Source organism: Vibrio sp. Y176 (genome assembly GCF_033438945.1).
Genome location: NZ_JAWOQS010000162.1, coordinates 1 through 971, shown reverse-complemented (window position 1 = coordinate 971; position 971 = coordinate 1). Strand labels below are relative to the sequence as shown.

Below are 971 nucleotides of genomic sequence, written 5' to 3'. Positions count from 1 at the left end.
GAGCGCAAAAATTCTTGCTATCGATACCGCAACTGAAAACTGTTCAGTTGCACTACTGGTTAATGACCAAGTGATTTCACGCAGCGAAGTGGCACCTCGTGACCACACGAAAAAAGTGCTGCCAATGGTTGACGAAGTGCTGAAAGAAGCGGGTCTAACTCTACAAGACTTGGATGCACTAGCGTTTGGCCGTGGCCCTGGTAGCTTTACTGGTGTTCGTATCGGTATTGGCATCGCTCAAGGCCTAGCATTTGGTGCAGAACTGCCGATGATTGGTGTTTCAACATTGGCTGCGATGGCACAAGCAAGCTACCGCCTGCATGGTGCAACTGATGTCGCTGTAGCGATTGATGCGCGCATGAGCGAAGTTTACTGGGCACGTTATTCTCGCCAAGAAAACGGCGAATGGATGGGTGTTGATGAAGAATGTGTGATTCCACCAGCTCGTTTGGCGGAAGAAGCACAAGCTGACTCTAAAACGTGGACAACAGCTGGTACAGGTTGGTCTGCGTATCAGGAAGAACTGACAGGCCTGCCGTTTAACACTGCAGACAGTGAGGTATTGTACCCTGACTCACTAGACATTGTGATTTTAGCTAAGCAAGAACTAGAAAAAGGCAATACGGTTCCTGTTGAAGAATCTAGCCCGGTTTACCTGCGTGATAACGTGACTTGGAAGAAGCTTCCAGGCCGCGAATAATTAGGAAACAAATAAAGACGGGGCGGTAGCCCTGTCTTTTTATGGAGCGTTATGGCGTCGATTAATGGTTTACCTCCTTCACTGATACCTGGTACCAACCGTACCAATAAAGTGGGCAAAAAAGGGCAGGTAAAGAAAGCTCAAAATAAGCAGTCCGTTGGTCAACCTTCAAAGGTGGCAAACGCAGTCGCGCATTCCATAAAACAAGTTGATGAGTCCCAAATTCATCGTGCTCAAGTACAATATGATTTGCCGGAAGGTAATGCTCGCA

Annotated in this window: 2 protein-coding genes; both read left to right on the top strand. The window is 47.8% G+C overall.

Annotation, left to right across the window (positions count from 1 at the left end; translation table 11 throughout):
- Positions 1 to 700 (top strand): tRNA (adenosine(37)-N6)-threonylcarbamoyltransferase complex dimerization subunit type 1 TsaB (gene tsaB, locus R7O13_RS24845; protein WP_318304936.1); only part of this gene is annotated, 700 nt, incomplete at its 5' end.
- Positions 701 to 751: 51 nt separating this feature from the next.
- A partial coding sequence (locus R7O13_RS24840; protein WP_318304935.1) for a chromosome partitioning protein ParA occupies positions 752 to 971 on the top strand: 220 nt, incomplete at its 3' end.